This is a genomic window from Bradyrhizobium sp. Ken64 (assembly GCF_055807555.1).
This window is the reverse complement of record NZ_JBVVPA010000013.1, coordinates 91,470-115,472: the sequence shown is the minus strand read 5'-3', so window position 1 is coordinate 115,472 and position 24,003 is coordinate 91,470. Positions and strand designations below refer to the sequence as shown.

Here is a 24,003-nt window from a genome sequence, read left to right as displayed (position 1 = left end):
GTATTTACCCATCCATTTGCCTGACGGATAGCGAAATGCTGCTTCGCAGAGTGATGAGATTTGCCGCAATTGTGCTGATTCTGTCGGGCGGGAGCTTGGCCTACGCGCAGCAGCTTCCTGAAAATCCGACTCCAAGCGCCACCGCGACGGCTCCAGGCCTCAACCAGGAGCGCATCACCAACGCACCGCCACCGTCGGGATCATCATCCGCAGGAACGGAGGCCGCCAAGACCGTGCAGCCTCAAGGCTACGTCACCTACAAGACGCCCTATGAATTCTGGTTAACCGGCCTCGCGATCGCATTGGTGGTCGCCATGGCAATCCTGCTGTGCGTGATGGCGGCGATCAGCAAGCTCACGCAGGAATTTTACAAGGCCTTCCTGATCCTTCTCGTGGTTTTTGCCGCACTGTTCCTGATCGTCGCCGGTTACACCGACACGCAGACAGCGCCCGTATTCAGCCTTCTCGGCACGATCGTCGGATATATTTTCGGCAAGTCGACGCCGGGAGCGATCGAAGAATCCTCAAGCCGTCCGCCGGCTCCAGATACTGCCAACGAGGCTCTTCCAAATCAACCTGCACCACCGGCAGGCGGCAACGCCGCGCCGGCAGCAAGAGGTTAACGTCGGACAAGAGGGTATCGTCATGGACTGCTTACGCACCGCCATAACAACCGCCGGCCTCATTCTGATCCTGTCGACGCAGATCGCATCAGGTCAATCGGCCCCGTCAGTCGGAAATCTCGGCTTGCGTGCTCCCAATCTGCAGACCACGATTGAGAGAAACGCGATCAGGCCTGATTTGGCGCCGCACGTATTCTCTCCCAATCTGCCGACTTTGGCGCCGGGCCACACGTCCCCCGGCGCCACGATGGGTACGAATGTCGCTGCGTCTCTTCCGTCTCGGCTGCTGGCCGACCCCGTAGTCGGCGCAACGAGCGTCGGATTCTACAACGATGCCGGTCAGCCGCTCGGCTTTCAGTTCATTGTCGGCGGCGTTGCGCAGAGGATCGAACTGGCGCCCCGCCAGGTCCTGACGGTCGACGCTGCCAACGGTGATCTCAAGGCCATCGTTGGGACGGGAAATACCGACTTCCAAACCGTGTTGGCACGCGGCAAAATCTACATCTTGCGCGCCGACGGAGCCAAATGGGTGTTGGCCGCTTTCTGAGAGGCAGGCCTTTCTCACAACGGCGCCGCGCTCTCGCCCTGCGAGCTCGACAATTTCGAGGCGAGCGAGGCGAACACGATGACGACCGCGATCAAGGCGATCACCAGCGTGCAGATCGCGTTGATCTCGGGCTTCACCCCCAGCCGTACCTCTGAATAGATCCGGATCGGCAGCGTCGCGGAGCCCGGGCCGGTGGTGAAGCTCGCGATCACGAGATCGTCCAGCGACAGCGTGAAGGCGAGCATCCAGCCCGCGACGATCGCGGGCGCGATCAGCGGCAGCGTCACCGCCACGAACGCGCGCACGGGATCGCAGCCGAGATCCATCGCGGCCTCTTCCAAGGAGCGGTCGAGCGAACCGAGGCGGGACTGCACGACGACGGCGACGAAGCACATCGTCAGCGTGGTGTGCGCGATCGTCACGGTCCAGAAGCCCCGCTCGGCGTTCAGCGCCACGAACAGCAGCAATAGCGACAATCCGGTAATCACCTCCGGCATCACCAATGGCGCGTAGAGCATGCCGGAGAACAGGGTGCGGCCGCGAAACCGCTCGCCGCGCGACAGCGCCAATGCGGCGAGCGTGCCGATCAGGGTCGCAATGGTCGCCGACGAAACCGCGACGCGCAGGCTCATCCAGGCCGCCTCGATCATGGCGCGGTCATTGAAGAACTCGTGATACCAGCGCAGCGACCAGCCGCCCCACACCGTCACCAGCCGCGAGGCATTGAAGGAATAGATGACGAGGATCAGGATCGGCAGATAGAGGAAGGCCAGACCCAGCGCGAGCGAGGCGACGTTGAAGCGGGACAGGCGGGAGACCTTGCGCATCGCCTCACCGCCCCTGTTCCAGCTGCCGCTTCTGCAGCCGTTCATACAGCAGCAGCGGGACCAGCAGCACCACCAGCAGCACGATGGCCGCGGCGGAGGCGACCGGCCAGTCCTTGTTGGTGAAGAATTCTAGCCACAAGGTCTGGCCGATCATCAGGGAATTGGAGCCGGCCAGGAGATCCGGAATGACGAACTCGCCGACGATGGGGATGAAGCACAGCAGCACGCCGGCGCCGACGCCGGGCAGCGACAGCGGGAAGGTGACGAGCCAGAACACCTGCCAGCGCGGTGCGCCGAGATCGGAGGCGGCCTCCTCCAGCACCGGCTCCATTTTGGCCAGCGTGGCGTAGAGCGGCAGGATCATGAACGGCAGGTAGGAATAGACGATGCCGATATACATCGCGCTGTCGGTGGAGAGCCACACCACCGGCTGACTCACCAGATGCAGCGCCAGCAGGATCTGGTTGAGCAGCCCGTCATGCTGGAGGATGTTGATCCAGGCATAGATGCGGATCAGGAACGAAGTCCAGAACGGCACGATCACCAGCACCATCGCCACGGCCTGCCAGCGCGCCGGCAGCCGCGCCATGCCGTAGGCGATAGGATAGCCGATCAGAAGCAACAGCGCGGTCGCGGTGACGGCGACGGTGAGGCTACGCACATAGGCGAACACGTAGATGTCGTCGGAGACGAGCAGCCGGAAATTGTCGATCGACAGCGCGGCAAAGGCGGCCTTCAGCGCCCCCCATCCCGCCATCAGGTCGAACACCGGCTCGTAAGGCGGCTGCGCGATCGCCGTCTGCGACAGGCTGATCTTCAGCACGAAGCCGAACGGCACCAGGAAGAACAGCACCATCCAGACATAGGGCGCGATCGCGGCAAGTCGAGCCGGTCGCGCAAAAATGCGGCGCGCTCTCATGAGGGCAGCACCACGCAGTCGTCGGGCGTAAACCAGGCGACGACAGGCTGGTTCAGGCTGTAGGCGTCGACGTCAAGGCGCGCGCTGTTGGCGACCGAGGCCTGCAGCATCCCTCCGGCATCGAGCTTCACCTTGTAAGTGGTGGTTCCGCCGAGATAGCAGATGTCGGCGATCACGCCGTCCAGCTGGTTGATCGCCGTTTCATGACCGGCTTCCCTCACCGGACCACGGCGCGACAGCTTGATCTTCTCGGGGCGGATCGCAACCGATAATCTGACCTCACCGAACGGCCCACGCGGCTCCGCCACCACCAGCGGTCCCGCATCACGCGTGCCTATGACCAGACGATGACCGTCGCGTAATTTGGACTCGGCGTCGAACAGGTTGATGTCGCCGACAAACTCCGCGATCCAGCGCGAGCGTGGCGCCTCGTAGAGCTCGCGGGGACTCGCCACCTGCGCGAGCTTGCCCTCCCTCATCACGCCGATCCGGCTCGCCATCGTCATCGCCTCTTCCTGATCGTGGGTGACGATGATGAAGGTCATGCCGAGCCGGCGCTGAAGCTCCATCAGCTCACCTTGGGTGCTTTCGCGCAGCTTCTTGTCCAGCGCTGCGAGCGGCTCATCGAGCAGAAGGAGCTGCGGGCGCCGCGCCAGTGCGCGCGCCAACGCCACGCGCTGGCGCTGCCCTCCGGAGAGCTGATCGGGCTTGCGCTTCTCGAGCCCATCGAGCTTCACCAGCGCGACCATCTCCGCAACGCGCGTGACGATGTCGGCGCGCGCCATGCCGGCGCGCTTCAGGCCGAAGGCGATGTTGTCGCGCACCGACAGGTGCGGAAACAGCGCGTAGTTCTGGAACATCATGTTGATCGGCCGCTCATGCGGCAGCGCCTGCGCGATGTCCTTGCCGCCGAGCAGGATGCGCCCTTGATCCGGCGCTTCGAAACCGGCGAGCATGCGCAGAAGCGTGGTCTTGCCGCAGCCGCTGGGCCCGAGCAGTGCAAAGAACTCGCCGGCCTTGATGTCGAGCGACACGCCGTCGACGGCCCGGAACGTCCCGAACGTCTTGGCGACGCCCTCGATGCGCAGCAGCGGCTCGCCTGCCGTGAACTGCGTCTCTCCGACCGCATCCGCGGCGGCGTCTGTTCCGGGCAATTCGTCAGTCATGTCCCTGCCAACCCCAATCCCGCCGCACGCTAGCGGCCGATCGTCCCTCACTCAACCGGTTAGAGGCGGTTCGTTCACGCATTCGCCATGAACGCGGCCAGCGCATCGCGTTCCTGCGCTGACATCGTCAGGCCGAGCTTGGAGCGGCGCCACAGGATGTCCTCGGGAAAACGCGCCCATTCGTGGGCCACGAGATAGCGCACCTCGGCCCCGGTCAGTTCGGGACCGAAGGCGGGGCCGAGATCGTCCCGGGTCTTCGCCTCGGCAAGCACAGCCGATAGCCGCGAGCCATAGGCCGCCACGAGGCGTTGGGCCTGCGTCTCCGAGAGAAAGCGCCAGCGGTCACGCGCAAGATCGACTTCGATGTCGAAACGATCCCAGGCAAAATCTCCGCCCGGTAGCGCCGCGCCTGCGGTCCAGGGCGGCGACATCGGATAGAACGGCGTCAACTTCGTCACCGCGCGCTCCGCCCGCTGGCGCGAGGTGGTGACGTCACCCCCGAACATCGTGATCAGCGGCGCCTTGCGCCGGCGCGCGTGGAACAGCGTCGTGCCATTACGCCCGCGCGCGGACGCCAGCGTCAGGTTGACGCCGGAGACCGCGCGCACCACGTCGGTCGGGGCAACGCGCTCGCGGAAATAGCGACTGGCCGCTTCGCAGAGATAGCTGACGTCGGCACCCGGCATCGCGACGATCGCGGGATCGCCGGTGAAATCGTGCGTGACTGTTCCGATCAGGGTGAAGTCGCGCTCGAGGGGACTCGCGAAGATCAGCCGGCCATCGCTGTTCTGGAAGACGTAGACGTTGTCGGAATCGAACAAGCGCGGGACGATGATCTGGCTCATCTGCATCGCCGCCATGGCGGGTTGCGGCTGCCGCAGCACGGTCTCGGCGACCATCGACGTCCAGCCGCCGGTGGCGTTGGCCAGTGCCCGGGCCGTGATCGTGCGACGATGGCCGCGGTCGACCACCGCGAGCCGCCATGTGTCGGTTCGATCGGCGCGCACACAGCGCGCTCCAGTCCGAATCACGGCACCGCGCTCGGCCGCATCCAGTGCCGTGAGCACCACTAGGCGGGAATCGTCGACGACGCAGTCCGAATATTCGAAGGCCGTGCCGAATGGTCGTTTCAGCGCGTTGCCGACCGGATGATGCGTGATGTCGAGGGTCGCCGTTGCAGGCAGGCCGCTCCGGCTGGTGAGGCTGTCGTAGAGGAATAGGCCGACGCGCAGCAGCCATGGTGGGCGCTCGTCGGAATGCGCCGGGATCACGAAGCGCATCGGCCGAACCAGATGCGGCGCGATCCGGAGCCAGGTCCGGCGCTCGGCCAATGCCCGGCGCACCCGTCGGAAGCTGCGCCGTTCCAGCACCGAGAGATCGCCGTGGATCAACCGCGGCGTTGCCGAGGACGCCGCGCCGCCCAGATCGCCCTGCTCCAACAGGATGACCCGCAGGCCGCGGCCGGCGGCATCGCGCGCGAGGCTGACACCATTCAGGCCGCCGCCGATGATCGCAAGGTCGTAGTCCGCCATGAGGCCGTCGTATGGGAGCAAAAGAAGCGCCCACCATGACTAGCCGGTCTTGAGCGCAAGCTCCATGACTTCGGCGCGACCGACGAGGCCGGCATATTGCCCGATCGGCAGGGGCTTGCCGAGCAGATAGCCCTGCACGCCATCACAGCCTTCTTCGGCGAGGAAGACGAGCTGTTCCAGCGTCTCGACGCCCTCGGCGACGATCGACATGTCCAGGCCATGGCCGAGATCGATCACCGCGCGCACGATCGCCGCCGATTGCGGGTTGCGGCCGAGATTGATGATGAAGGCGCGGTCGATCTTGATCTTGTCGAACGGGAACGCCTGGAGATAGCTCAGCGAGGAATAGCCGCTGCCGAAATCGTCCATGGAAATGCGCACGCCGAGCGCCTTGAGCCGGCGCAGCAGCGCAAGACCGCGATCGAAGTCCTCGATCAGCACGCCCTCGGTGATCTCGAGCTCGAGCCGGCCGGGTGCGAGACCCGTCTCGAGCAGGATGGAATGGACGAGCCCGACCACGTCGCCGTGCATGAACTGGGCCGGCGACAGGTTGACCGCGATCTGAAGCGGCTTCGGCCAGGACGCGGCCTCGCGGCAGGCCTCGCGCAGGATCCACTCGCCCATCTCGACTATCAGGCCGCTTTCCTCCGCGATCGGGATGAATTCGGCCGGGGAGACCTGGCCGCGCACCGGATGCTGCCAGCGCGCCAGCGCCTCGAAGCCGATGATCTCGCTCTCGGCGACGCTGTGGCCCGCGGCGCCCTGCGGCTGGAAGGCGAGCGACAGCTCGCCGTTCTTGATCGCCACCGAAAGGTCCTGGTGCAGCACGCGGCGATCGCGGATCTGCTGGTCCATCTCCGGTTGGAACAGGCTGATCGTGCCGCGCGATTTCTGCTTGGCGCGGAACAGCGCTGCGCCGGCATTGGCGAGCAACGAGGCGGCGTCGGCGCCGTTGTGCGGGAAGATCGACATGCCGGTGGTGACGCCGGCGCGGACCGGGCGGCCCTCGATCTGGAATTCCTTTGCGATCGCAGCACCGATCTGCTGCGCCAGGGCGAGACCTGCGTCCGGCTGTTTGCCGTCGATGATCAGGCCGAACTCGTCGCCGGACAGGCGCGCCACCACGCCGCCGCGCGCGGAGTCCTGGAGCCGCTGGGCCACCTCGACCAGGAGCTTGTCGCCGTGCGCATGACCGAAGACGTCGTTGACCTCCTTGAGGCCGTCGAGATCGACGCACAGAACCGCGAACTCCTCGCCGGTGCCCTCGCAGGCCTCGATCATCTGGGTCAACGCCTGCAGGAAAGCGGCACGGTTCGGCAAATCGGTGAGGCCGTCGTGATAGGCCATGTGCGCCATGCGCGACTCGGTCTGCCGGCGATCGGTGACGTCCTCGTGGGTCTTGATCAGATATTGCGGCTCCCCGGTGTCGCTCAGCACGGTGGCGCGGCGGGTGAGGAACAGCCGCAGGCCGTCCTTGGTTGAGATCGGGTGCTCTTCGGTGATCATCCCACGCTTCTTGATCGCGGCTTCGTCGCGCGCGATGATCAGCTTGGCTTCCTTGGGATTGAAAATGTCGGACGCGGTCAGGCCCGTGGCTTCCTCGCGCCTGCGGTTGAGGATCGTCTCAGCGCTGCGGTTGGCGAGCAGGTAGCGGCCGTCCTTGACCTGCTCGACGATCAGCGCCACCGGAATGTTATCGACCACGAGCTCCAGGAACTTCTTCGTGCTCTCCAGCTCCTGCGACAGCGAGCGGCGGTCGGTAATGTCCTCGAAAACCACCAGCAGGAATTCAGGCTTGTTGCTCTCGTTGCGGACCACGATCCGGATCGAGGCCACCATGCGCTGGGTCGCGCCGCGCTCGACCTCGAATTCGTTGCGGTACTGGCCGGCGGGCGCGATCAGCGCCGCCCGATCGGTCGCCTCGATGCTGGCCGCCGATTTCGGCCCGAACAGCTCGCGCGCGTTCTTGCCGACAACCTGGTCCCGCGAAAATCCCCAGAAGCGCTCATAGGCGCTATTGGCGAAGATGTAGCGACCATCCTCGATGTTCTTCGCGGCCACGCAGGCCGGCACGTGGTCCAGCAATGTTTCCAGGAACTGCTTGGTGGAGGCGAGCTGCCGCGACAGCTTACGCTGCTCGGTGACGTCCAGATGCGTCGCCACCGAGCCGCCGTTGGGCAGCACGAAATACTTCACCAGGATGGCCCGCCCGTCCGGCAGTTCGGTGATCAGGCCATTCGGGCTTGCCGCCTTCTCGTAGAACTCATCGTCGGAAGCACCGAGCACCCCTCGCTGGCGCCGCAGCTCGAGGATGTCGTGGCCGGTCATTCCGGCCCAGATGTCCGACCGCATCAAGCCATAGATATCGAGATAGCGGTCGTTGCAGAAGATGATGCGCCGCTGCGCATCCGTCATCACCACGCCCTGGTTGAGATTGTTCATCGCGGAGGAGACGAAGGCATTGCGCCGCAGCTGCAGGCGCCTGGTCCGGCGCAGCGAGGAATGGATCCACAGCGCGATCGCGACGAGGAACGAGCAGATCACGACACCCGCGATCAGGGCTTCCCAGATCACGTCGGGATTGAGCTCGCCGAGATAGCTCGGAGGAGTGAAGCTGTCGGAGAGGGCAAAGGCGCGCGCAGGCGCTACCGCTGCGGCCAGGCACGCGACGGCCTGCACCGCAATCGGAAGCGCGCTGCCCGCGTGCCAGTTCTTCTCAGCCATCAGCCACCCGCGATTTCAACGTCGGATTGTCTGGTCTCGCGGGTTTGGATCGGGTAAACGCCTGTACGCGCAACGGAAAAATGTGGCATCAAATACGGCAATTGCCCTGACATGATAAATTCTTCCTTAACGGAAAACGCCCCCGCGCCGCCGTCCCCAGGCGTGAGGCCATCGTCGCTTCGAGCGGACGTCCTGCACAACCATGGATAGGGTCGATTGCGTCGTCATCGGAGCCGGCGTGATCGGGCTCGCAGTGGCTCGAAAGCTGGCGCAAGCCGGGCGCGAGGTGGTCGTGCTCGAGGAAGCCGAGGCTATTGGCACCATCACCTCCTCGCGCAACAGCGAGGTGATCCATGCCGGCATCTACTATCGCGCCGGAAGCTGGATGGCGCGCATGTGCGTCGACGGCAAGCACGCGCTCTACCGTTACTGTTCCGAGCGCGGCATCCCGCACAGGAATTGCGGCAAGCTGATCGTCGCGACCAATCCGAAAGAGACCGAGAAGCTGCAATCGATCAAGGCGCATGCCGAGGCCAACGGCGTGCTCGACATGCAGCTGCTCGCGGGCGATGCGGCACGTGCGCTGGAGCCGGCGCTCGCCTGCGACGCCGCGCTGCTGTCGCCGTCGACCGGCATCATCGACAGCCACGCCTACATGCTCTCGCTGCGCGGCGAAGCCGAGGATGCGGGCGCGGCCTTCGCGTTCCACACCCCGCTGATCCGTGCCAAGGCGACCGCCGGCGTCATCGAGATCGAGGCGGGCGGCGAAGCGCCGATGACCCTGCAATGCAGCCTCCTCGTCAACGCCGCCGGGCTCTCGGCGACCACGGTGGCGCGCAACATCGAGGGCATGCCGCTGGATCGGATCCCGACGGCCTACCTCGCCAAGGGAAACTACTTCAGCTGCAATGCCAGGGCACCGTTCTCGCGCCTGATCTATCCGGTGCCAGAGCCCGGTGGCCTAGGAGTGCATCTGACGCTGGACATGGCAGGGCAGGCCCGTTTCGGCCCCGACGTCGAGTGGATCGAGACCATCGACTATGAGGTCGACCCGTCACGCGCCGAGCGCTTCTATCCGGCGATCCGCAAATACTGGCCGACGCTGCCTGACGGCGCGCTCATGCCGAGCTATTCGGGCATCCGCCCGAAGATCGTGCCGCCGGCGGTGGCCACGCAGGATTTCTTGATGCAGGGCCCGCGCGATCACGGCGTCGAAGGCCTGATCAATCTGTTCGGCATCGAGTCGCCCGGATTGACGTCGTCGCTCGCGATCGCGGATCACGTCGCCGAACTCGCAAATAGCTAGTTTCGAGGCGAAGGGGATTCTGGGTGCGCTTAAAGAACCGCGTCCAGGCAAGAAGCTAGAGCCGCGCAAATCCTTGCACGTGGGCGCCTCGCAGCAGGGATGAGCGCAAAGGCTCCCATCCCTGCGGAAAGGGTGCGATCAACTCTACGCTGTTACGGGGTTACTAGTGGAGCGTGTCGCCGTGCCTGAGACGCTCGATCTGGTCCTTGACCATCAACTTCCGGCGCTTCAACTCAACAATTTGCAGGTCGTCTGTTGAAAGGTGCACGAGAGCTTCGTGCAATTCGTTTTCGAGAGTTTTGTGCTTCCGTTCCAATTCAACCAGATGTGCCTGAATTGTCATTCGAAACCTCCTCGGTAGGGGTGAACCTTGGATTCGACCGGACGACGAAGTGTACATCACCGATTCGTTCTGTCGATGGGTATCCGTCGTCGCAGTGTCATTTTTGAAAATACATATGTAACGAAGCGTGAGTAAGGGAACCACGCGGGAAAAATCCGTGATATCAATGCGCTTGCGCAACGCCGGAGCGACCGCAGAAATATCTCGCGGGAGATCGACGCGGGACAGCCGGAGATCGCTTGCGATCACGGCGCGCAAGGACGATAGTTTCCACAGGGCATCCACAGCCTTAATCTCACGCCTATCGGTTTTTCGGCCACCGCAGACATGACCAATGAAGATGCGCGCGAACTCGAATCCGAGCTCGCCCGGTTGCACCAGGAACACCGAGATCTCGATGTGGCGATCGATGCACTGCATCAATCGCCCGCCCCCGACCTGTTGCGGTTGCAGCGGTTGAAGAAACGCAAGCTGTTGTTGCGTGACCGTATCGCGTTCATCGAAGACCAGATCACGCCCGACATCATCGCCTGATCCACAGGTAGAAACTTGGCGGCCCCCCCCGGCACGTAAATCCGCTTGACTCGAAAGGAACAAAATAAGAACATTTGAGCACCCAAGCCCCCGGGGAAACCGTCCAAGGAACACGCAGATGTCGGCAACCGCCCTTCTCGACAACAGCCATTATGAACAAGCCTGCGATCAGGCGATCGCGATGTGCGACGGCAATCTGCGCAGCACCATCAAGGCGCTGATCATGGCCAATGAATATCTGGAGGCCGAGCTGGAGGAATTGCAGGCGGCGGTTTCCGCCGGGTGCATTCCGGAGACCTCGCGCAGCAAGATGCGGAGCAAGAGCAGCGCCGCCTGAGCTGTCAGCTATCGGAGCCGACCATGTCCGATGTCACCTATTACGTTGCATTACCCTTCCTGACCGACGAGGACGGATCGCCGGTCGCAGGTGCGGCCGAGGAATGCCAGAGCGCGGCGGCCGCGCTACGGCGCGCCGAGATTATGTCGCACGGCGCCGGCCACACCGGCGCGGTCGCGTTCAGCCGCAGCGGCGATCCCATGACCGGCGAATTCGGTGACGCCAAACTGCTCCGCAGCTTCGGCGACGTACCGAAAGACCTCGGCACGCTTTGACTAGCTGCTGACGAGCCTGATGCGCGGCTCGTGCCGCCGGTGCGCCTTGCGCACGTACATCGCGGCATCGGCCTCCTCCAGGGCGCGCGCGGCGTCGGACTGCACCCCAAGCAGGGCAACGCCGGCGGAAGCACCCGCGCTCACGTGCTGGCCGCGAAAGACAAAGGACAATTCGTCGATGGCCTGCTCGAAGGCTGCGGCCTTCGCCTTGGCGTCGGTCTCGCTGAGATTCCAGAGCAGCAGCGCGAACTCGTCGCCGCCGAGCCGGCCGACCACGTCGGAGGCGCGGATCTGCCGCGTCAGCGTGGTGGCAATCGCCTTCAGCACCTCGTCGCCGGCCGCATGGCCGAAGGAATCGTTGATCGGCTTCAGCCGATCGACGTCGAGCACGATCAGCGCGCCGCTGGCACGGTAGCGCTTCATGTAGGCGACGGCGCGTGCGAGCTCGCGTTCGAAGCCGCGCCGGTTCGGAATTTCGAGCAGGAAGTCGGTGTCGGCGGCAGCCTCCAGCTCCGCGACCCGCCGCAGCGCCCCCCTGAGCTTGCTCCGGAGCTCGCGGATGGTCGCGTTGATGGCCGGCTTGATAGCCGCCTTAATGGCCGGCTTGGCGCCGCCATCGGCAGACGCTTCGCGCCGCGGCGGTCTGGCCGGACGCCGCGCCGGACGCTTAGCGGGACTCTCGGGCGGCCTCTTGGCCCGACGCTTGAGAGCAACTTTGGAGCGACCGGCGCTGGTTTTCGGGCCCTTTTTGGCCTTCGCAGCGCTCGCCCTTTTTGGTTTCTTCATGGGCATCCTGCTCAATGAAGGCTTGCGGGGATTCACCAAGACAGGATAGTGCATTCCCTTCTCCTTGCCACCGCCTTGCGAGCCACCGGCCGGAACCGCTAATCTGGCCTATCTTCCTGTTTTTCGAGCACAATTCACGTCATGACCGCGCCGATCGCCATCATCATGGGAAGCCAGTCGGACTGGGACACGATGCGGCATGCCGCCGATACGCTCGCAGGACTCGGCGTTGCCGCCGATACCCGCATCGTTTCGGCACACCGCACCCCCGACCGGCTGTTTACGTTCGCCAAAGGCGCCAAGACGGCTGGCTACAAGGTCATCATCGCCGGCGCGGGTGGCGCAGCCCACCTGCCCGGAATGGCGGCGGCGCTGACGGAACTGCCCGTGTTCGGCGTCCCCATAGAATCCAGGACGCTCAAGGGTATCGATTCGCTCTATTCGATCGTCCAGATGCCCGCAGGCATCCCGGTTGGCACCCTCGCCATCGGCAAGGCCGGTGCCATCAATGCGGCGCTGCTGGCGGCTGCCGTGCTGGCCTTGTCCGACCCGGCCTTGTCCGACCGCCTCGCCGCCTGGCGCAAGGCGCAAACCGAGGCCGTGGCCGAGCGTCCGGAGGACAAGGCGTGACTGACGCAAAGCAGGTGAAGCTGAAGCCCGGCGACACCATTGGCATCCTCGGCGGCGGACAATTGGGGCGGATGCTGGCCATGGCGGCGGCCCGGCTCGGCCTGCGCTGCCAGGTGTTCTCGCCCGATCCGGACTCACCGGCCTTCGACGTCGTCCTGAATGCGACCTGCGCCGAATATGCCGATGTCGAAGCACTCGAGCTGTTCGCCAACGACGTCGACGTCATCACCTACGAATTCGAGAACGTGCCGTCCGCAGCAGCGATGGTGCTGGATGCTCGCCGCCCGGTGCTGCCCAACCGCAAGATCCTCGAGACCACCCAGGACCGGCTCGCCGAGAAGGATTTCGTGACGCGGCTGGGCATCGGCACCGCAGCCTATGCCGACGTCACCTCGGTCCCCTCATTGCGCGAGGCGATCGCCAGGATCGGCCTTCCGGCGGTGCTGAAGACCCGCCGCTTCGGCTATGACGGCAAGGGCCAGGCCATCATCCGCGAGGGCGACGACATCGCGAAAGTGTGGACCAGTCTCGCCACCAAATCGGCGATCCTGGAAGCCTTCGTGCCCTACGAGCGTGAGATTTCCGTGATCGCCGCCCGCTCGGCCACAGGCCAGGTCGAGTGTTTCGACGTCACCGAAAACGAGCACCGCGACCACATCCTGAAGATCTCCCGTGCGCCCGCGCGGATCCCGGACGTGCTCGCCGAGGAAGCGCGCAGCATCGCCGGCAGGATCGCGGGCGCGCTCGATTATGTCGGCGTGCTTGCCGTCGAGATGTTCGTGCTCGCCAACGGCAGCGGACCCAAGGTGCTGGTCAACGAGATCGCTCCGCGCGTGCACAATTCCGGACACTGGACGCTCGACGGTGCGTCCGTCTCGCAGTTCGAGCAGCACATTCGCGCCATTGCCGGCTGGCCTCTCGGCAAGCCCGTGCGCCACGGCGAAGTCGTCACCATGACCAATCTGATCGGCGACGAGATCAACGAATATGACAAGTGGCTGAGCGTGCCGGGCGCGACCGTGCACATCTACGGCAAGGGCGCGCCGCGGCCGGGCCGCAAGATGGGACATGTCACCGAAGTGCGACCCACGACCGGGAATTAACGGGGACCGCGGCGCATGCCGCGATCCCGCTTTGCGATTACGCCGTCTTCGCGCCCGCGACGACGCCGGTGGGTTCGTCGCTGAGCCAGCGATAGATCACCCCGCCCAGCGCGCCGCCGATCAGAGGCGCGACCCAAAACAGCCAGAGCTGCGACAGCGCCCAGCCGCCGACGAACAGCGCGGGCCCCGTGCTGCGCGCCGGGTTCACCGAGGTGTTGGTGACGGGGATGCTGACGAGATGGATCATCACCAGTGCGAGCCCGATCGCCAGCGGTGCAAAGCCCACCGGCGCGCGGCCGTGGGTGGCGCCCATGATGATGAACAGGAACATCATGGTCATGACCACCTCGGTGATGAAGCACACGATCATGCTGTACTGGCCAGGAGAATGGGCGTCGTAGCCGTTGGACGCGAACCCTTTGCTGACGTCGAAGCCGGAAGCTCCGCTTGCGATGACGTAGAGCAGCCACGCGGCCACGATCGCGCCGGCGACCTGTGCGATCACATAAGGCAGGATCTGTCCGGCCGGAAAACGTCCGCCGGCAGCAAGACCGACAGTGACGGCCGGATTGAGATGGCAGCCCGAGATGTGGCCGATCGCATAGGCCATGGTGACCACGCTCAGCCCGAATGCGAAGGAGACACCAACCAGGCCGATACCGACCTGCGGAAAGCCGGCTGCGATCACAGCACTTCCGCAACCTGCGAATGTAAGCCAAAAGGTGCCGATAGCCTCGGCTGCGTATTTCTTCATATCCATGTGTCGTCCCCTGCTTTCAAAGATTCCGGAACAAAGCCCCGGAAACGGCCCCACCCTTGGCGTCAAATCTCCCAAATCAGGGCCGCACAGAGGTATTTTGCCTCATTTAATGGCTGAACTTGGCCCGAAAACCCGCTTGGCCGGTGGACATCCCAGGTTTTGTCTGATACATCCGCGCCCTCAAGGTTAAGGGCTTGTGCGTTTCGCCATCCCCTTTGACTTACCAGAATTCAAATCCGATCCACTGAAGAGGATGCCGCGTGCAGGTTCTCGTTCGCGATAACAATGTCGACCAAGCCCTCAAGGCGCTGAAGAAGAAGATGCAGCGCGAGGGTATTTTCCGCGAGATGAAGCTCCGCGGTCACTACGAAAAGCCCTCCGAGAAGAAGGCCCGTGAAAAGGCCGAAGCCGTGCGTCGCGCACGCAAGCTGGCCCGCAAGAAGCTGCAGCGCGAAGGCCTGCTGCCGATGAAGCCGAAGCCGGTGTTCGGCGCCGGCCCCGGCGGCGATCGTGGCGGTCGCGGTGGCCCTGGTGCTGGCGCAGGTGCAAGTGCCGGTCCGCGCGGACCGCGCTGATTTTCCGGACTTGAGAGACTTCAGTTTTCGATGACGCGGGCCCCTGGCCCGCGTTATTGTTTTGTGAGCGGTGCCTTGCTGGGATGGGGCACTACCGATGCGGCACTGGCGCGAGCGAACCGTAGATGGCCTCCCCTTTCCCCAAGCGCGGCTTGGCGCGGCTACGCCAGATCTTGCAGCAGCAGTTTGCGCTTGCGGTTGTGGGGATTTCGCTGTGCGGCTGCTCCTTCGACCTGGGATCGCTGACGCCGGAGAAGGAGAAGCCGCAGGAGGCACCCAAGGCAGCTGCGACCGCCGAGAACGTGGTCAGCGCAGTCAACGTCAGCGAAGCCCAGGCTCATACGGCCAAGGCCCAGGCCCTGGCAACGTCCGGCGAGACGGCGGCCGCGCTCGATGAATTCAATCACGCGGTCGAACTCGATCCCTATAATGCGCAGGCACTCTATGGCCGCGCCCTGATCTACCAGGGCAAGAACCAGCACGATTTCGCGATCGCCGATTTCAGCGCAGCGAGCGGCCTTAACCCGCAGAAGGTCGAGCCGCTGCTCGGCCGCGCCACCAGTTATCTCGCCCTCGGCAAGGCCAAGGAGGCCGCGGCCGATCTGGATGAGGCTTCCGAGGCCGATCCACATAATGCCCAGGTCTGGACCATCCGCGGGCAAGCCTATGAACGGCTGGGCGACAGGACCAAGGCGGCGGCGTCCTACACCAAGGCGGTCTCGCTTCGTCCGCGCGACGATGCCGCCCGCAGCGGCCTCGCCCGCGTCGGCGGCTGACGATTCTGGCGCCACGCAGGCGCCGTCTTAATCCGGGGTGACGCCCTTCGGCAGAACGGAGTGGAACATGGACTTGACGCCCGACAGCATGTCGTCGGCGACATTGGTCTTCGGCCGCGGCATGGACGCGCCGGCATCGGCGCGCAGATCGAGCGGGGGCGCAATCATCGGGACCGGAATATCAGCCGGCGGTGTCAGCCGATTCGGGTTCTCGTTGCCGACCGAAGCGGTATAGGGCGGGCTCGGCTGCGACGAGCCGCCATTGCCATAGGCCTCCGCTGCGGGTGTCGAGACCGTGATCGGCGGCGGCAACGGACGAACCGATGACGTATCCACGGGAATGATACGCGGGGCCTCCGGGGTGCGGGCGGCTTCACGCACCGCAGGCTCCTGAGTCTTCTCGGGCGACTTGGTCTCCGAAGACCTGTTGTCGGAAGACTTGGTGTCGGAAGATTTGGCCTCAGCCGCTTTGCTCTCAGGCGACTTGCGCAGGCGCTCGATCGCGGCGCGCACGAGATCGTTGGCGTCGGGGGTTGCGGCCGGCGCGGCAGCAGCCGGCGCCGAATTGGCCTCCACCACCGGGGTGGCGGGGGCGGGTGCACTGACGGCCGGGGTGGACTTGGCGACCGCCTTCTCGCGCGCGGACGGCTTGCCGCGCGGCGAGGCCTCGGCCGGTGCCACGTCCGCGGTCTTGGCCTCCGCGGCGGGCTGATCCGCAGCCTTCTCGGCCGCCGGCTTGTCCGTCACCTTCTTCTCGGAAATGCCCTTGGCCTTGACGCCGGGCGCGGGGAGGTTGGCCACATCCGCGGGCTTGCCGTTCTTGCCCGCCTCGGCGGGCGCCATCACGGCCGCGGGCGCATCCGCCGCCGGCTTGGCGTTGATGTAATGATTAACGATGTACGCCCCGATGATCGTTGCGAGCACCGAGGGGAAGATGTCCATCGAGATTTTAGCGACGTATTTCAGCATTCCGGCCACTCCCCGCGCGATCTGATGCGGGAACTTTGAGGCATAGTGAGGGATCAACTGCGACAGATCAATGGCAAAGGGGTACGCCGGACTTACGACTTCAGCTCAACCTCAAGGAACACGATCTCGGTTGCGGTTTCGTTAAGCACGTCGTGCTGGACGCCGGCCTTGCGAAAATAGGATTTCCCGGCCGCAAGCTGTGCTTTGGACCGCTCGCCATTGGGTGCCACGATGGTCATTTCCCCTGCGACCACGGGAACAATGACGTAGTCCATGCCGTGGGTGTGATGCCCGGTGGCGCTGTTTGGCGCGAGCCGCCACTCGGTCACCCGAACCTGCTCATTGTCGACCTGAACCTCGGACTTGGCGGCAAGCATCGGAACTCTCCTGGGGCATATCCGGAAAATCGGTTCAGGGCACGAAAACCATGAACACGTAGACGGCAAATACCACCATATGGACCAGCCCGAACAGGACATTGGTCCTGCCCGTACCGAAGGTCAGCATGCTCAAAAAGAAGGTCAGGAGCAAAAGCACGCTGCCCTGGTCGCTGAGGCCGAGCGTGAGCTCCTTGTCGAGTGCATAGGTTGCGACACCGACGGCCGGGATGGTCAGCCCGATGGTGGCGAGCGACGAGCCGAGCGCGAGATTGATGCTCTTCTGGAGGTCGTTCTTGCGGGCGGCCGACACGGCCGCGACGCCTTCCGGCAGCAGGATCAGGAGCGCGACCAGAAGTCCGGCAAAGGCAGGCGGCGCACCAATTTTGGCCCCGACGGCGTCGACGACCAGCGAGAATTTCTTGGACAGCAGCACGACCGCCAGCAACGCGATCAGCAGCAGCACGACGCTGAGCACCATCGTCCGGCCCGCCAGATGCGCCTCGCCGCTCCCGCCGCCCGCCCGGTCGTGAACGAAGTAATCCTTGTGCAGCACGGTCTGGGTGTAGAGAAACACCCCGTACAGCGCGAGCGTGACCACGTCGACGAAGCCGAGTTGAACCGCCGAATAAACCGGGCCCGGCGTGGTCGTGGTGTAGTTCGGCATGATCAGGGTGATGGTCGCGAGCGCGAACAGCACGCTGAGATAGACGTTGGCGCCGGAGAGCTGAAAACCCTGCTCGCGATAGCGCAGGCCGCCGATGAAGATGCAGAGCCCGACGAGGCCATTGCAGACGATCATGACCACGGCGAACACGGTGTCGCGCGCCAGTTCCGGAGCGGGCTTGTCGCCCAGCATGATCGTGGTGATCAGCGCCACCTCGATGATGGTCACCGCGAGCGTCAGCACCAGCGTGCCGTAGGGTTCGCCGACCCGCTCGGCGATCACTTCGGCATGATGGACCGCGGCAAACACCGTGCCGAACAGGATGACGAGGAGCACGAGGGCGAAGACGAGCCCGCCGAACGACAGCGTAAACACGTAGCCCGTCGCGCTGACGGCCGCGAACAGCAGCACGGCCAGCGCCGGAAAGATCCAGGCCGACCGAGGCATCGGATTGTGCGCGCTCATCCATCGGCTCCAATTGCTTCGCGCAAATTCATCGCATCTTGGGCGAGCAGTAGCAAATCGGCCGGCAGATTCAATGCAGGTGCAGGATCGGCGCGAACGGCAGCAGCGTCAGCAGCACGAACAGCGGAATGAGCACCGCGCCGGCGCGCACGAAATAACCGAAGAAGCTCGGCATCTCGATGCCGTTCTCGCTGGCGATGCTGCTCACCATGAAGTTCGGCGCATTACCGATATAGGTGAGCGCGCCCATGTAGACTGCGCCCATGGAGATGGAGGCGAGCGTGCCCGAGAGCTCGTGCATCAGCACCTGCGGGTCGCCGCCGGCGAGCTCGAAGAACAACAGATAGGTCGGCGCATTGTCGAGGAACGCCGACATCAGACCGGTGAACCAGAAATAGGCAACCTCGCGCGGCGTGCCGTCCGGTGAGGTCACGGCCGACAACAGCCAGGCGAACGCGCCGTGATGGCCGGCATCGAGCATGGCGATGACCGGGATGATCGCGATAAAAATGCCGGCGAACAGCTTTGCGACTTCGCGGATCGGCTCCCAGGTGAAGCCGTTGGCCTGCCTGTGCTCGTCCGGCGTCAACCACACCGACAGGCCCGCTATGGCCAAAAGGGCCGCGTTGCGGGCGATGTCTTCCAGCTCCAGCCTGGTTCCGAGAATGTCGAAGGCGATGCCGGGCTTCCACATTGCCGAGGCCAGCAAGCTCCCGACGATGGCTGCGATCAGCACCAGGTTGACGAGGCCGCGGATGCGGACGGGCTTCGCGGCGCCGGCGGCGCCGGGCAAGGGTTCGCTACGGAAGCGCCAGACGTCGATGACGACGAAAATCGCGAGCAGCAGTCCGGCAACGATCGCCGTCTGCAGCCAGATGGTCCGCGTGGTCCAGAAAAAGTCGACGCCGTGCAGGAAGCCGACGAACAGCGGGGGATCGCCGAGCGGGCTCAGCGCGCCGCCGACGTTGGCGACCAGGATGATGAAGAAGATGACGACATGGGCGTTGTAGCGCCGCGGCCGGTTGGCGCGGATCAGAGGGCGGATCAGGATCATGGCCGCCCCCGTGGTGCCGACGACGCTCGCCATCGCCGTACCGAGCGCGAGGATGCCGGCGTTGGCCGCCGGTGTCGCCTTGATGTCGCCCGTCACGAGAATGCCCCCCGCCACGACATAGAGCGAGAACAGCAGCACGATGAAGCCGAGATATTCGGCGAGCATGGCGTGAACGAGCGCGGCCAACGTCGCCGTGCTCCCGGCAAGGATGACCAGCGAGGCGAGTGCCAGCAGCGACCAGGCCGCGGCGATCTTGCCGTAATGATGGTGCCAGACTTTTGCAAAGAGCAGCGGGCCGAGCGCGATCGACAGCAGGAGGCCGGCAAAGGGCAGCGCATAGGGCCAGCGCATCGCCGCGCCGTCGAGCCCGGCCGCCGCCCATGCGTGCTGTGGCAACAACACGACGAGGAGTGCGGCGATGAACCCGCTCGCGCGCCGAACGACAAGCCATCTAGGAAGCAATGAAGCGCCTCGCCGTTTCAATCGCACCGAACGCATCGAGATTGTCGTGTCCACCGCCTGCAAAGGGAACGAACTGCTTCGGTTCGTGCGCAAGCGCGAACAGACGCTCTCCGAACACGATCGAAATGGCAAGGTCATTGGTGCCATGCATCACCAATAGCGGCACAGTGACGCGCGGGATACGCTCGTCGGAATGAAATGGATCGCGCATCAGCAGACGCACCGGAACGAACCAGAACGATGAAGCTGCAATATCGGCCGTCGATGTATAGGGAGCTTCCAGGATGAGTTTTCCAACACGATGCTCCGAGGCGACCGCGACCGCCACGCCGGTCCCGAGCGAAAAGCCCCAGGCGACGATTCGTTCCGCCGCGTAGCGCGCAGTGGTGAAGGCGTAGGCGGCCGCGGCATCGCGCAGCAGGCCGGCCTCGCTCGGCGCCCCGCTCGCGCCGGCATAGCCGCGATAGGACAGCGCGACGAGGCCGGTGCCCTCCGCCGTCATGGCCTTGAAACGGCTGATGCAACCGGCGAGATAATCGCCATTTCCCGGAAAATACAGGATCACGGGACGGCCGGGCTTCGCCGGCACCTGCCAGACGATGACCTTCTCGCCATCGGAGGTGGTCAGGACGTGCTCTTCGGCCTCAGGGAGGCCTGCGGCGTCCGGCGTGGTGCGACCGACGGGCGGGATCGGAAACAGCATCTCGCGCTGCCTGACATACAGCACGAGGAGACCGGCGCAATAGACGGTCACGAGCAGGATGGCGATCCACTTGACGATGATCATGGTGACGCGGCTTGGCCCCGGTTGAGGGCTTGCACCGGCTCCGCAGCAATTTCATGACACCGCCCAAGGCGCGCCGACCGCACGCCGCCTGGTGAGCGGTGTGCCATGCGACGCGCTGCTCGCGCGTCGCTTTGGCAATGGCCCCCTTGCCCGCGCTACATCGCCTTGACGATGTTCTCGGTGACCTTCTTGGCGTCGCCGAGCAGCATCATGGTGTTGTCGCGATAGAACAGCGGATTGTCGATGCCGGCATAGCCCGAAGCGAGAGAGCGCTTGATGAACATCACGGTGCCGGCCTTCCAGACCTGGAGCACGGGCATGCCGTAGATCGGCGAGGTCTTGTCCTCTTCCGCCGCCGGATTGGTGACGTCGTTGGCGCCGATCACGAAAGCGATGTCGGCCTGCGCGAATTCGGAGTTGATGTCCTCGAGCTCGAACACCTCGTCATAGGGCACGTTGGCTTCAGCCAGCAGCACGTTCATGTGGCCGGGCATGCGGCCGGCGACCGGGTGAATGGCGTATTTCACCTCGACGCCTTCCTTCTTCAGGATATCGCCCATTTCGCGCAGCGCATGCTGAGCCTGCGCCACCGCCATGCCGTAGCCGGGCACGATGATGACCTTCTGCGCGTTCTTCATGATGAAGGCGGCATCGTCGGCCGAGCCGAGCTTGGCCGGCTTCTGCTCGCCGCCGCCACCGCCGGCCGCCGCGGTCTCGCCGCCGAAGCCGCCGAGAATGACCGAGATGAAGGAGCGGTTCATCGCGTGGCACATGATGTAGGACAGGATCGCGCCGCTCGATCCCACCAGCGCGCCGGTGATGATCAGCGCGGAATTGCCGAGGGTGAAGCCGATGCCGGCCGCGGCCCAGCCCGAGTACGAGTTCAGCATCGAAATCACGACCGGCATGTCGGCGCCGCCGATCGGGATGATCATGAGGACACCGAGCGCCAGCGCGATGATGACGATCAGCCAGAAGTCGAGCGCGCTGCCCGTCATCACCAGCCCGACGATGAAGACGACGAGCGCGATCGCGAGCGCGATGTTGATGATGTGACGGAACGGCAGGATGATCGGCGAACCGCTCATCCGCGCGGACAATTTCAGGAACGCGATCACCGAGCCGGTGAAGGTCAGCGCGCCGATGGCGACGCCAAGCGACATCTCGACCAGGCTCTGCGCATGGATGTTGCCGGGCGTACCGATGTCGAACGCCTCGGGCGCGTAGAACGCGCCGGCGGCGACCAGCACCGCGGCCATGCCGACCAGCGAGTGGAAGGCGGCGACCAGTTCCGGCATCGAGGTCATCGGCACGCGGCGCGCGATCACCGCGCCGATCGAACCGCCGATGGCGATACCGAGGATCACCAGCACCCAGGCGAGACCGTCTGCGGGCGGATGGTTGGCCAGCGTGGTGGCGACCGCGATCGCCATGCCGATCATGCCGAACAGATTGCCCTGCCGCGACGAAGCCGGGCTTGAAAGCCCGCGCAGCGACAGGATGAACAGCACTCCCGCCACGAGATACAAAAATGCAGAGAGGTTGGCGCTCATCTCAGGTCCCCATTGATCCCATCAGCCCGAGGTGGCCGCTCACTTCGGCTTCTTCTTGTACATCCCCAGCATGCGCTGGGTGACAAGGAAGCCACCGAAGATATTGATGCAGGCAAAAATCAAAGCAACGAAGCCGAAGGCGCGCGCCCAGCCCGAGCCGCTCGAAACATTCGCAACCCCGCCGGCGAGCAGCGCGCCGACCACGATCACCGAGGAGATCGCGTTGGTCACGCTCATCAGCGGCGTATGCAGCGCCGGGGTCACCGACCACACCACGAAATAGCCGACGAAGACGGCGAGAACGAAGATCGACAGCCGGAAGACGAAGGGGTCGACGACCTGTGCAACATGCTCCATGACGGCTCTCCTTACGCTTTCGGCTGGAAATTCGGATGGATGACGGCGCCGTCCCTGGTCAGCGCGGTCGCCTTGACGAGCTCGTCGTCCCAGTTCACGGCCAGCGCCTTGCTGGTCTTGTCGACCATCGTTTCGATGAAGTTGAACAAATTGCGCGCGTAGAGGCTGGAGGCCGACGCCGCGACGCGGCCGGCGACGTTGGTGTAGCCGACGATCTTGATGCCATCGACATCGGCGACCTCGCCCGCCTTGACGCCTTCGACATTGCCGCCGCGCTCGACGGCGAGATCGACCAGCACCGACCCCGGCTTCATCGACCTGACCATGTCGGCCGTGACGAGCTTCGGCGCCGGCCGGCCCGGAATGAGCGCGGTGGTGATCACGATGTCCTGCTTCTTGATGTGCTCGGCGGTGAGCGCGGCCTGCTTGGCCTGGTACTCCTTGGACATCTCCTTGGCGTAGCCGCCGGCGGTCTGCGCGTTCTTGAATTCCTCGTCCTCGACGGCGAGGAATTTCGCACCGAGCGATTCGACCTGCTCCTTGGTGGCGGGCCGGACGTCGGTCGCAGTGACGACGGCGCCGAGACGGCGCGCGGTCGCGATCGCCTGGAGGCCGGCGACGCCGACGCCCATCACGAACACTTTGGCGGCGGGCACCGTGCCGGCCGCGGTCATCATCATCGGGAAGGCGCGTCCGAAGGCCTCGGCGCCCTCGATCACCGCGCGGTAGCCGGCAAGGTTGGCCTGCGAGGACAGCACGTCCATCACCTGCGCGCGCGTGATGCGCGGCATCAATTCCATCGCGAAGGCGGAGACGCCGGCATCGGCGATCGTCTTCAGCGCGGCCTCGTTGCCGTAGGGGTCCATGATGGCGATGACGAGCGCGCCGCGCTTGTACTGTGCCAACTCGGAGGCTTCAGGGCGCCTCACCTTGATGATGATGTCGGCATCCTTCAGCGCGTCGGCGCTGACGGTGGCGCCCACGGCAGTGAATTCGGAGTCCGGCAGGCCCGACTTGAGGCCGGCGCCCGGCTCGACCGCGATCTCGGCGCCCAACGCCTTGAACTTCTTCACCGTATCCGGCGAAGCGGCGACCCGCGGCTCCGACGGATCGATTTCCTTGGCAACGGCGATCTTCATAGGCCCTCCGGCGACGCGGGAAAGAGCGCGCACGCGAACTTAGCGTTACTCCCGCAACGTTGGATACCGGTTTTCAATCCGGCTTGATTGCAAATTTTATGGGCACCGACGACGCTGGCGGTGCTGCAAGCGATGGATCAGGTCAGGAAGATCGCCATCAGGATCACGATAAGCGCGACCGAGACCGTGCCGTACTTCACCAGCTTGATGAAGCCCTCGTAGGTCTGCTCGTGGGCAACGTAGTCGTTGCCGTCGGCGGTGCTGTACGCCACTTCGCTATGGTCAGCCATGAATTGTCCCCAGTCGAAAGTCGAATTTCATGGCTGGGATACCGCAAACTTCCGGGCAGGGCAACGGCACGGAGGCGCGGTTTCCCGGCAAATCAGGTCATTTGGAATTCCAATTGGCGG

Annotated in this window: 27 protein-coding genes; 10 read left to right on the top strand and 17 right to left on the bottom strand. The window is 64.6% G+C overall.

Annotated features, from left to right (window positions below; all coding sequences use genetic code 11):
• Positions 1 to 95: 95 nt before the first annotated feature.
• Positions 96 to 623 (top strand): hypothetical protein, encoded by a 528-nt coding sequence (locus AC0L2F_RS21655; protein WP_231170987.1) that lies wholly within the window; start codon positions 96 to 98, stop codon positions 621 to 623.
• A 22-nt stretch (positions 624 to 645) separates the two neighbouring features.
• A complete protein-coding gene (locus tag AC0L2F_RS21650; protein ID WP_473249780.1) occupies positions 646 to 1,170 on the top strand; it encodes a hypothetical protein in 525 nt (174 codons plus the stop codon).
• A gap of 14 nt (positions 1,171 to 1,184) precedes the next feature.
• Here the strand turns inward: AC0L2F_RS21650 and AC0L2F_RS21645 are convergent, their stop codons facing one another.
• From AC0L2F_RS21645 to AC0L2F_RS21625, 5 genes are all read right to left on the bottom strand, one after another.
• Entirely contained in the window at positions 1,185 to 1,997 is an 813-nt protein-coding gene (locus AC0L2F_RS21645; RefSeq protein WP_473249779.1) for an ABC transporter permease, read from the bottom strand.
• Positions 1,998 to 2,001: 4 nt separating this feature from the next.
• A complete protein-coding gene (locus tag AC0L2F_RS21640) occupies positions 2,002 to 2,916 on the bottom strand; it encodes an ABC transporter permease (protein ID WP_473249778.1) in 915 nt (304 codons plus the stop codon).
• Complete coding sequence (locus tag AC0L2F_RS21635) at positions 2,913 to 4,082, bottom strand: ABC transporter ATP-binding protein (protein WP_473249777.1); 1,170 nt, start codon at positions 4,080 to 4,082, stop codon at positions 2,913 to 2,915. Before AC0L2F_RS21635 ends, AC0L2F_RS21640 begins: the two co-directional genes overlap by 4 nt.
• A 74-nt stretch (positions 4,083 to 4,156) precedes the next feature.
• Complete coding sequence (locus tag AC0L2F_RS21630; RefSeq protein WP_473249776.1) at positions 4,157 to 5,614, bottom strand: glycerol-3-phosphate dehydrogenase; 1,458 nt, start codon at positions 5,612 to 5,614, stop codon at positions 4,157 to 4,159.
• 39 nt (positions 5,615 to 5,653) lie between these two features.
• A complete protein-coding gene (locus AC0L2F_RS21625) occupies positions 5,654 to 8,338 on the bottom strand; it encodes a sensor domain-containing protein (RefSeq protein WP_473249775.1) in 2,685 nt (894 codons plus the stop codon).
• Between the two features lie 202 nt (positions 8,339 to 8,540).
• On the opposite strand from AC0L2F_RS21625, the gene AC0L2F_RS21620 reads away from it, so the two are divergent.
• Positions 8,541 to 9,644, top strand: coding sequence for an NAD(P)/FAD-dependent oxidoreductase (locus AC0L2F_RS21620; RefSeq protein ID WP_473249774.1), 1,104 nt, complete (start codon positions 8,541 to 8,543; stop codon positions 9,642 to 9,644).
• Positions 9,645 to 9,807: 163 nt separating this feature from the next.
• Here the strand turns inward: AC0L2F_RS21620 and AC0L2F_RS21615 are convergent, their stop codons facing one another.
• Complete coding sequence (locus AC0L2F_RS21615) at positions 9,808 to 9,987, bottom strand: YdcH family protein (protein WP_007596254.1); 180 nt, start codon at positions 9,985 to 9,987, stop codon at positions 9,808 to 9,810.
• 327 nt (positions 9,988 to 10,314) lie between these two features.
• Here AC0L2F_RS21615 and AC0L2F_RS21610 point away from each other — a divergent pair, with 327 nt between their 5' ends.
• The 3 genes from AC0L2F_RS21610 to AC0L2F_RS21600 all read left to right on the top strand — a co-directional run bounded on the left by AC0L2F_RS21610 (position 10,315) and on the right by AC0L2F_RS21600 (position 11,133).
• On the top strand, positions 10,315 to 10,521 hold the full coding sequence (locus AC0L2F_RS21610; protein ID WP_007596255.1) for a YdcH family protein: 207 nt from the start codon (positions 10,315 to 10,317) through the stop codon (positions 10,519 to 10,521).
• A gap of 118 nt (positions 10,522 to 10,639) precedes the next feature.
• On the top strand, positions 10,640 to 10,858 hold the full coding sequence (locus AC0L2F_RS21605) for a hypothetical protein (RefSeq protein WP_007614210.1): 219 nt from the start codon (positions 10,640 to 10,642) through the stop codon (positions 10,856 to 10,858).
• A 23-nt stretch (positions 10,859 to 10,881) separates the two neighbouring features.
• The gene (locus tag AC0L2F_RS21600) at positions 10,882 to 11,133 is read left to right on the top strand and encodes a hypothetical protein (RefSeq protein WP_007614211.1); all 252 of its coding nucleotides are present in this window, start codon (positions 10,882 to 10,884) and stop codon (positions 11,131 to 11,133) included.
• On the opposite strand, the gene AC0L2F_RS21595 is transcribed toward AC0L2F_RS21600, so the two are convergent.
• On the bottom strand, positions 11,134 to 11,919 hold the full coding sequence (locus AC0L2F_RS21595; protein WP_473249773.1) for a GGDEF domain-containing protein: 786 nt from the start codon (positions 11,917 to 11,919) through the stop codon (positions 11,134 to 11,136).
• A gap of 141 nt (positions 11,920 to 12,060) precedes the next feature.
• Here AC0L2F_RS21595 and purE point away from each other — a divergent pair, with 141 nt between their 5' ends.
• The gene (gene purE / locus AC0L2F_RS21590; RefSeq protein WP_007614214.1) at positions 12,061 to 12,549 is read left to right on the top strand and encodes a 5-(carboxyamino)imidazole ribonucleotide mutase; all 489 of its coding nucleotides are present in this window, start codon (positions 12,061 to 12,063) and stop codon (positions 12,547 to 12,549) included.
• A complete protein-coding gene (locus tag AC0L2F_RS21585; protein ID WP_063994793.1) occupies positions 12,546 to 13,652 on the top strand; it encodes a 5-(carboxyamino)imidazole ribonucleotide synthase in 1,107 nt (368 codons plus the stop codon). The genes purE and AC0L2F_RS21585 overlap by 4 nt, the downstream gene beginning before the upstream one ends.
• 37 nt (positions 13,653 to 13,689) lie before the next feature.
• Here the strand turns inward: AC0L2F_RS21585 and aqpZ are convergent, their stop codons facing one another.
• Entirely contained in the window at positions 13,690 to 14,412 is a 723-nt protein-coding gene (aqpZ, locus tag AC0L2F_RS21580; protein WP_473249772.1) for an aquaporin Z, read from the bottom strand.
• Positions 14,413 to 14,672: 260 nt separating this feature from the next.
• Here aqpZ and rpsU point away from each other — a divergent pair, with 260 nt between their 5' ends.
• The gene (gene rpsU / locus AC0L2F_RS21575; RefSeq protein ID WP_007614218.1) at positions 14,673 to 14,987 is read left to right on the top strand and encodes a 30S ribosomal protein S21; all 315 of its coding nucleotides are present in this window, start codon (positions 14,673 to 14,675) and stop codon (positions 14,985 to 14,987) included.
• A 125-nt stretch (positions 14,988 to 15,112) separates the two neighbouring features.
• A complete protein-coding gene (locus tag AC0L2F_RS21570; protein WP_473249771.1) occupies positions 15,113 to 15,763 on the top strand; it encodes a tetratricopeptide repeat protein in 651 nt (216 codons plus the stop codon).
• 27 nt (positions 15,764 to 15,790) lie between these two features.
• Here the strand turns inward: AC0L2F_RS21570 and AC0L2F_RS21565 are convergent, their stop codons facing one another.
• The 9 genes from AC0L2F_RS21565 to AC0L2F_RS21525 all read right to left on the bottom strand — a co-directional run bounded on the left by AC0L2F_RS21565 (position 15,791) and on the right by AC0L2F_RS21525 (position 23,883).
• On the bottom strand, positions 15,791 to 16,732 hold the full coding sequence (locus tag AC0L2F_RS21565; RefSeq protein WP_063994790.1) for a hypothetical protein: 942 nt from the start codon (positions 16,730 to 16,732) through the stop codon (positions 15,791 to 15,793).
• A 92-nt stretch (positions 16,733 to 16,824) separates the two neighbouring features.
• Positions 16,825 to 17,109, bottom strand: coding sequence for a cupin domain-containing protein (locus tag AC0L2F_RS21560; protein WP_473249770.1), 285 nt, complete (start codon positions 17,107 to 17,109; stop codon positions 16,825 to 16,827).
• 34 nt (positions 17,110 to 17,143) lie between these two features.
• Positions 17,144 to 18,241, bottom strand: a complete 1,098-nt coding sequence (locus tag AC0L2F_RS21555) for a calcium:cation antiporter (protein WP_473249769.1) — start codon at positions 18,239 to 18,241, stop codon at positions 17,144 to 17,146.
• A gap of 70 nt (positions 18,242 to 18,311) precedes the next feature.
• On the bottom strand, positions 18,312 to 19,793 hold the full coding sequence (locus tag AC0L2F_RS21550; RefSeq protein ID WP_473249767.1) for a sodium:proton antiporter: 1,482 nt from the start codon (positions 19,791 to 19,793) through the stop codon (positions 18,312 to 18,314).
• Positions 19,747 to 20,544, bottom strand: a complete 798-nt coding sequence (locus AC0L2F_RS21545; protein ID WP_473249766.1) for an alpha/beta hydrolase — start codon at positions 20,542 to 20,544, stop codon at positions 19,747 to 19,749. Before AC0L2F_RS21545 ends, AC0L2F_RS21550 begins: the two co-directional genes overlap by 47 nt.
• Before the next feature lie 155 nt (positions 20,545 to 20,699).
• The gene (locus AC0L2F_RS21540; protein ID WP_007614228.1) at positions 20,700 to 22,097 is read right to left on the bottom strand and encodes an NAD(P)(+) transhydrogenase (Re/Si-specific) subunit beta; all 1,398 of its coding nucleotides are present in this window, start codon (positions 22,095 to 22,097) and stop codon (positions 20,700 to 20,702) included.
• Between the two features lie 39 nt (positions 22,098 to 22,136).
• Positions 22,137 to 22,454, bottom strand: coding sequence for a proton-translocating transhydrogenase family protein (locus AC0L2F_RS21535; RefSeq protein WP_007614230.1), 318 nt, complete (start codon positions 22,452 to 22,454; stop codon positions 22,137 to 22,139).
• A gap of 11 nt (positions 22,455 to 22,465) precedes the next feature.
• Positions 22,466 to 23,593 carry a Re/Si-specific NAD(P)(+) transhydrogenase subunit alpha gene (locus AC0L2F_RS21530; RefSeq protein WP_473249765.1) on the bottom strand — a complete coding sequence of 376 codons (1,128 nt, stop codon included), beginning with the start codon at positions 23,591 to 23,593 and terminating at the stop codon, positions 22,466 to 22,468.
• A 137-nt stretch (positions 23,594 to 23,730) separates the two neighbouring features.
• Entirely contained in the window at positions 23,731 to 23,883 is a 153-nt protein-coding gene (locus AC0L2F_RS21525; protein WP_007596280.1) for an aa3-type cytochrome c oxidase subunit IV, read from the bottom strand.
• Positions 23,884 to 24,003: the final 120 nt, after the last annotated feature.

Excerpts from the sequence above, each read along its gene's own strand:
- AC0L2F_RS21615 (WP_007596254.1), bottom strand. The coding sequence starts at position 9,987 with ATGACAATTCAGGCACATCTGGTTGAATTGGAACGGAAGCACAAAACT.
- AC0L2F_RS21545 (WP_473249766.1), bottom strand. The coding sequence starts at position 20,544 with ATGATCATCGTCAAGTGGATCGCCATCCTGCTCGTGACCGTCTATTGC.
- AC0L2F_RS21630 (WP_473249776.1), bottom strand. The coding sequence starts at position 5,614 with ATGGCGGACTACGACCTTGCGATCATCGGCGGCGGCCTGAATGGTGTC.
- AC0L2F_RS21645 (WP_473249779.1), bottom strand. The coding sequence starts at position 1,997 with ATGCGCAAGGTCTCCCGCCTGTCCCGCTTCAACGTCGCCTCGCTCGCG.
- AC0L2F_RS21525 (WP_007596280.1), bottom strand. The coding sequence starts at position 23,883 with ATGGCTGACCATAGCGAAGTGGCGTACAGCACCGCCGACGGCAACGAC.
- AC0L2F_RS21550 (WP_473249767.1), bottom strand. The coding sequence starts at position 19,793 with ATGCGTTCGGTGCGATTGAAACGGCGAGGCGCTTCATTGCTTCCTAGA.
- AC0L2F_RS21610 (WP_007596255.1), top strand. The coding sequence starts at position 10,315 with ATGACCAATGAAGATGCGCGCGAACTCGAATCCGAGCTCGCCCGGTTG.
- aqpZ (WP_473249772.1), bottom strand. The coding sequence starts at position 14,412 with ATGGATATGAAGAAATACGCAGCCGAGGCTATCGGCACCTTTTGGCTT.
- purE (WP_007614214.1), top strand. The coding sequence starts at position 12,061 with ATGACCGCGCCGATCGCCATCATCATGGGAAGCCAGTCGGACTGGGAC.
- AC0L2F_RS21530 (WP_473249765.1), bottom strand. The coding sequence starts at position 23,593 with ATGAAGATCGCCGTTGCCAAGGAAATCGATCCGTCGGAGCCGCGGGTC.
- AC0L2F_RS21535 (WP_007614230.1), bottom strand. The coding sequence starts at position 22,454 with ATGGAGCATGTTGCACAGGTCGTCGACCCCTTCGTCTTCCGGCTGTCG.
- AC0L2F_RS21600 (WP_007614211.1), top strand. The coding sequence starts at position 10,882 with ATGTCCGATGTCACCTATTACGTTGCATTACCCTTCCTGACCGACGAG.
- AC0L2F_RS21620 (WP_473249774.1), top strand. The coding sequence starts at position 8,541 with ATGGATAGGGTCGATTGCGTCGTCATCGGAGCCGGCGTGATCGGGCTC.
- AC0L2F_RS21650 (WP_473249780.1), top strand. The coding sequence starts at position 646 with ATGGACTGCTTACGCACCGCCATAACAACCGCCGGCCTCATTCTGATC.
- AC0L2F_RS21540 (WP_007614228.1), bottom strand. The coding sequence starts at position 22,097 with ATGAGCGCCAACCTCTCTGCATTTTTGTATCTCGTGGCGGGAGTGCTG.
- AC0L2F_RS21555 (WP_473249769.1), bottom strand. The coding sequence starts at position 18,241 with ATGAGCGCGCACAATCCGATGCCTCGGTCGGCCTGGATCTTTCCGGCG.
- AC0L2F_RS21605 (WP_007614210.1), top strand. The coding sequence starts at position 10,640 with ATGTCGGCAACCGCCCTTCTCGACAACAGCCATTATGAACAAGCCTGC.
- AC0L2F_RS21635 (WP_473249777.1), bottom strand. The coding sequence starts at position 4,082 with ATGACTGACGAATTGCCCGGAACAGACGCCGCCGCGGATGCGGTCGGA.
- AC0L2F_RS21595 (WP_473249773.1), bottom strand. The coding sequence starts at position 11,919 with ATGAAGAAACCAAAAAGGGCGAGCGCTGCGAAGGCCAAAAAGGGCCCG.
- AC0L2F_RS21640 (WP_473249778.1), bottom strand. The coding sequence starts at position 2,916 with ATGAGAGCGCGCCGCATTTTTGCGCGACCGGCTCGACTTGCCGCGATC.
- AC0L2F_RS21560 (WP_473249770.1), bottom strand. The coding sequence starts at position 17,109 with ATGCTTGCCGCCAAGTCCGAGGTTCAGGTCGACAATGAGCAGGTTCGG.
- AC0L2F_RS21565 (WP_063994790.1), bottom strand. The coding sequence starts at position 16,732 with ATGCTGAAATACGTCGCTAAAATCTCGATGGACATCTTCCCCTCGGTG.
- AC0L2F_RS21625 (WP_473249775.1), bottom strand. The coding sequence starts at position 8,338 with ATGGCTGAGAAGAACTGGCACGCGGGCAGCGCGCTTCCGATTGCGGTG.
- AC0L2F_RS21570 (WP_473249771.1), top strand. The coding sequence starts at position 15,113 with ATGGCCTCCCCTTTCCCCAAGCGCGGCTTGGCGCGGCTACGCCAGATC.